Origin of the sequence: Methylobacterium goesingense, assembly GCF_022179225.1 — a bacterium.
In the GTDB taxonomy this organism is placed as follows: domain Bacteria; phylum Pseudomonadota; class Alphaproteobacteria; order Rhizobiales; family Beijerinckiaceae; genus Methylobacterium; species Methylobacterium goesingense.
The window spans coordinates 1-3,950 of sequence record NZ_BPQL01000241.1 but is presented as its reverse complement, the minus strand read 5'-3'; the positions used below and the strand labels follow the sequence as shown (position 1 = coordinate 3,950).

4 protein-coding genes and 1 pseudogene are annotated in these 3,950 nt (G+C 69.4%); 2 read left to right on the top strand and 3 right to left on the bottom strand.

Annotation, left to right across the window (positions count from 1 at the left end; all coding sequences use genetic code 11):
• Positions 1–424 precede the first annotated feature (424 nt).
• A pseudogene (locus MFF30_RS25560) lies at positions 425–601 on the bottom strand (aminotransferase class V-fold PLP-dependent enzyme); the annotation flags it as partial.
• Between MFF30_RS25560 and MFF30_RS25555 the strand changes: the two are divergent.
• Positions 521–844: a DUF6691 family protein gene (locus tag MFF30_RS25555; protein WP_373321013.1), complete on the top strand. Its 324-nt coding sequence runs from the start codon at positions 521–523 to the stop codon at positions 842–844. The pseudogene MFF30_RS25560 and the gene MFF30_RS25555 sit on opposite strands and share 81 nt — an antisense overlap.
• A 3-nt stretch (positions 845–847) precedes the next feature.
• Here the strand turns inward: MFF30_RS25555 and MFF30_RS25550 are convergent, their stop codons facing one another.
• Together MFF30_RS25550 and MFF30_RS25545 are read right to left on the bottom strand one after the other, a co-directional pair.
• Positions 848–1,891 (bottom strand): LLM class flavin-dependent oxidoreductase, encoded by a 1,044-nt coding sequence (locus tag MFF30_RS25550; protein ID WP_238283051.1) that lies wholly within the window; start codon positions 1,889–1,891, stop codon positions 848–850.
• Between the two features lie 4 nt (positions 1,892–1,895).
• Positions 1,896–2,885, bottom strand: coding sequence for an ABC transporter substrate-binding protein (locus MFF30_RS25545; protein WP_238283049.1), 990 nt, complete (start codon positions 2,883–2,885; stop codon positions 1,896–1,898).
• Between the two features lie 584 nt (positions 2,886–3,469).
• Here MFF30_RS25545 and MFF30_RS25540 point away from each other — a divergent pair.
• A partial coding sequence (locus MFF30_RS25540; RefSeq protein WP_238283048.1) for an ATP-binding cassette domain-containing protein occupies positions 3,470–3,950 on the top strand: 481 nt, incomplete at its 3' end.

The window sequence follows — 3,950 nt, the reverse complement described above, 5'->3', positions numbered from 1 at the left end:
ATCATCTGACGACGGACACTCAAGAAAATTGCGCGACCCATAGCGCCTGACTCCCCCTGTTTCTCAGGAGCCGCATCAGATCACCCGGACACTAACGCATACCTTCCGCTCCCCACCCGGAGCCGACGTATCCGGACGGCCGACGAGTGACTGCTTTCGGGAACGTCGGACGGCGATCTGAACGACCGTGTCGGGTCGCATGCGGAACGTCCGCTCGGGGTCGTGACCGGGCACGACGGCGGTGTCTGCTTCTCCCAACTCTCGCCCTGAAGCAGACCGTCGCAAACCCACCCAACCCAGCCGTGAAACGGACGGTCATGACCCGACCCAACCCAGTCGTACATGCCGCAGTCAGGGCCGCCCGATTGCAGACCACGATTACCAGTCCTCGCAGGGCAGCGGATTGAGGCGAGATCACTTTCGCTCATCGCCGCGGTAGGCTCTGCAGTGCCTTCGAGAATGCATCGATGTCCGCGTGGGTGTTGTAGAACGCCCGGGAAGCCCGCACCGACTGGTCGACGTGAAATTGGCGCAGGGCCGGAAGGGCACAGTGGTGGCCCGAGCGCACCGCAATGCCGCTTGCGTCGCCGGCCTCGGCTACGCCCTGGCCCGGCGCCTGCCGCGCTCGGCCCTGACCGTCGCCTTCGAGTTGCCGACGAACCGCCGGATCGACCGGCCGCTGATCGAGGGCGCGGCCCTGTTCGGGATCGGCTGGAGCCTGTCGAGCCTCTGTCCCGGCCCCGCCGTGGCGGCCCTGTCGACGGGGGCGCTGCCCGTGGCGGTCTTTGTCGCCGCCATGCTTGTGGGCATGACGGCCCATCAGCGCTTCGTCGCCCGCGACTGAGCCTCAGCGCACCCGAGGCAGGACCTCTCCGGCGAAGCGCCGCATCTCGGCCTCGAACGGCTGGAATTGCAGCATGAAGAGCTCGATACCAGCGGCATGAAAGGCGCGGATGCGGGACGCGACGGTGTCGTAGCTGCCGACGAGGCCGGCGGCGGTGCCGCCGTTGGTCCCGACATGCCGCGCGGCCGCCGCATCGGTCTGGGCGAACATCACGCTCGCCGTGTCCGTACGCGCCCGGGTATCCGCCTGCAGCGCCGCGTCGCGGTCGGCCAGCGCCAGCAGGCGCGCATGCTCGTCCTGCGCCGCCGCATCGGTCTCGCGGGCGATGACGAAGGCCGAGAGCCCGTAGCGCAGGGGGCCGTTGGCAGCGGGCCGGCGGGCGACGTCGGCGATCAGCGCCGCGACATCCGCGAGGGGCTGGCCGTTGATGAACCAGACGTCGGCTTGGCTTGCCGCCAGCGCCCGGGCCGGCTCAGATTCGCCGCCGAGATAGATCGTCGGGCGCGGCCGGAAGCTGCCGGCCGGGCGCAGCTGGTAATCCGACACTTGAAAATGCGAGCCCGCATGGGTGACGCGCTCGCCCCGCATCAGCCGGTCGACGAGGCCGATCCATTCGGCGCCGTAGGCGTAGCGCGCGTCGTGGGCCGGGAAGGGCAGGCCCGCTCGCTCGAACTCGGCCCGGTTCCAGGCATTCACGAGGTTGAGGGCGAACCGCCCCCGCGCGATGTGCTCGATCTGTAGGGCCATCTTGGCCAGGACCACGGGGTGGTAGAGCCCGGGCTTGATCGCCGCGATGATCTCGATGCGCCGGGTCAGGGCGGCCAGGGCGGCAGAGGCCGTCCAGGCTTCGAGCTGGTCGCGACCGTCGTCGTAGGGGTTGGCGGTGTGCTGGGCGACGAGCACGGCGTCGAAGCCCAGGGCCTCGGCCTCCAGCACCAGGGCGCGATTGCGGTCCCAGCTGGCGTCGTCGGGCTCGTCCGGATCGTGGTGGGCGGCGCGGGAGCCGTGGACGGCCGCCCAGATCCCGAAGCGGAGGGGATGGGTCATGCGGTCAGCCCCGCTCCGCCGCTGGCTGCCAGATCTTCACCGCGGTCGCATTGAGGTCGCGGGGAATCAGCCTGGCCTCGCGGAAGGTGTCGGCGATGGCCTGCTGCTCGCCGAGCTCGGACCGCACCACCGGCGTGACGGCGTAGGTCCGGCGCCGGTTCACGGTGGCGACCACCTCCGGGGAGAGGTCGCCCCAGATCGGCGCGAGGAGCGCCACAGCCGCATCGGGCTCGGCCTTGACCCAGCGTCCCGCCTGCCGGAGCGCGTCGTAGACGATCCCGACGACCCCCGGGTTCTCGGCCACGAAGCGGTCGTTGGCGAGATAATAGCGGTGGTAGCTCGACAGGCCGGTGGCGTCGGCCAACACCTGCACCGGCCGCTTGGACTGGGCGATGGCGAGGAACGGGTCCCAGATCACCCAGGCGTCGAGGCTGCCCTGGCCGAAGGCCGCCAGCCCCTCCGGCGCCTGGAGATAGGCCGGCTTGATGTCGGTGAAGGCGAGGCCCGCCCGCTTAAGGGCGGCTGCCAGGATGAAGTGGCAGCCCGACCCGCGCGAGACGCCGACCGTGCGCCCCTTCAGGTCGGCGATGGAGCGGATCGGCGAGTCCTCGGGGACGATGATGGCTTCCGCCGAGGGCGAGCCGACCTCGCGGGCGTAGAAGGTGAGCGGCGCATCGGCGGCCTGGGTGAAGATCGGCACCGCGTCGGCGACATCCGCGTGCAGGTCGACCGCGCCGGCGTTCATCGGCTCGATAACGCTGGTGAAGAGGTGCCAGGAGGGCGCGAACCCCAGGGGCTTCAGGCGCTCGTCCAGGGTACCCTTCGCCTTCAGGATGGTGAGCAGGGTCGAGGAGCGCTGGTAGCTCAGGCGGACAGTCCGCTCGGCAGCGTGGAGCGCCGGCATCCCGAGGGGCGCCAGCGCTGCGGCCCCGAGGCCGGCGCGCAGGATCGTCCGGCGCGACGGAGCGGTCCCACGCGGCGTGTCGTCGGTCATGAATCGTCTCCGGATGGCAAGTCTTGCACGGAGCAAGTTCCGCAGCGCGCAAGTCCCGCAGTGGAAAGTCTCGTGGGACAACGTCGTTCACCGCGCCGCCGACGGTCTTCGCGGGATCGTTCGCGGATCACTTGTGCCGTTGCTGTGAGATCACGATCCCGTGCCGAAGATTTACCGGCGCGCGCCAAGATTTCGCAAGAAAATGGTTTTTCGAATTTGCGCGCTTTCGTGGGGGAATGCGCCTGCGGATCGACAATGCTCGAGAATGGTGACGGTCCAGGACGACATCGCGGTGTAACGCGGCTCACCCCCCTCTTTCCACCGGGAGGCAATCATCACGGCCAGGGGCGGGATCACGCCTCCGGTGCGCGGATCGCGGGCTCGGGGAACACCCTTCTCGCGCGACCGTCCGACACCACGGCTTTCATCCTTGATGGCGTCGCAATTTGGCCTCTGCTTTCATTGACTGAGTGCGGAATGGTCGTGAATAAATGAAGCTCATTCCTTTGCTTCAAGAGACCTGCCCTCGTCTTCCGACTCCTGAGATCGGCAAGCGCGGGGCCGGGCCGCGGATCATCCCGTCCATGCCGTCGACCACCCATTTCGCAGAGGCCGTGATCCGCCTCGAATCCGTCTCGAAGACCTACGCGCCCCGGCGCAACGGGGCGGCGGTCGCCGCCCTGGACGGCATCGATCTCTCCGTTCCGGCCGGGTCGATCCTCGGCATCATCGGGCGTTCGGGTGCCGGCAAGTCGACCCTCATCCGCCTGATCAACGGCCTGGAGCGGCCGAGCGCGGGCCGTGTCTGGGTCGGGGATGCCGAGGTGTCGGCACTGCGCGCGCCGGAGCTGCGCGCCCTGCGGGCCCGGGTCGGGATGATCTTCCAGCACTTCAACCTGCTCGCGTCGCGGGACGCCGCCGGCAACGTGGCGCTACCCCTGGAGATCGCCGGCTGGGCGCCGGCCGCGATCCGGGCGCGGGTCGCCGAGTTGCTCGATCTCGTGGGGCTCGCCGATCAGGCGGGGCGCTATCCCGCCCGACAGCTCGGCGGGATAGCGCCCCGCC

Excerpts from the sequence above, each read along its gene's own strand:
- MFF30_RS25550 (WP_238283051.1), bottom strand. The coding sequence starts at position 1,891 with ATGACCCATCCCCTCCGCTTCGGGATCTGGGCGGCCGTCCACGGCTCC.
- MFF30_RS25545 (WP_238283049.1), bottom strand. The coding sequence starts at position 2,885 with ATGACCGACGACACGCCGCGTGGGACCGCTCCGTCGCGCCGGACGATC.